Annotated in this window: 1 pseudogene; it reads right to left on the bottom strand. The window is 65.2% G+C overall.

Annotated elements, in window-relative coordinates:
- Window positions 1-250: pseudogene (locus FNJ47_RS47285) on the bottom strand (IS5/IS1182 family transposase); the annotation flags it as partial.

Raw genomic sequence — 250 nt, 5'->3', positions numbered from 1 at the left:
TGATGTGACCGATGACGGGCTCGACAGCCGCGCGACGCCTCATCTCGCGGCGGATGGGAGCTGAGACGCGGCGGACCTGACCCGAGATCCAGACTCTGAACCGATGCGGGTGATTGTGGCCGCGATAGCCTTTGTCGACGTGGATACGGCGAGCCTCCACGCCGGTGAGCTTCTCCATGTCGGCGATCACGGGGCCGAGCGTGTGCCCATCGAAGGGATTGCCGTGCAGGGCCTTGGCGTGAAGCACGAA

This window comes from Bradyrhizobium uaiense, assembly GCF_010811875.1.
GTDB classification, from domain to species: domain Bacteria; phylum Pseudomonadota; class Alphaproteobacteria; order Rhizobiales; family Xanthobacteraceae; genus Bradyrhizobium; species Bradyrhizobium uaiense.
The sequence above is the reverse complement of the archived record's forward strand: the minus strand, read 5'-3'. Positions and strand labels throughout refer to the sequence as shown.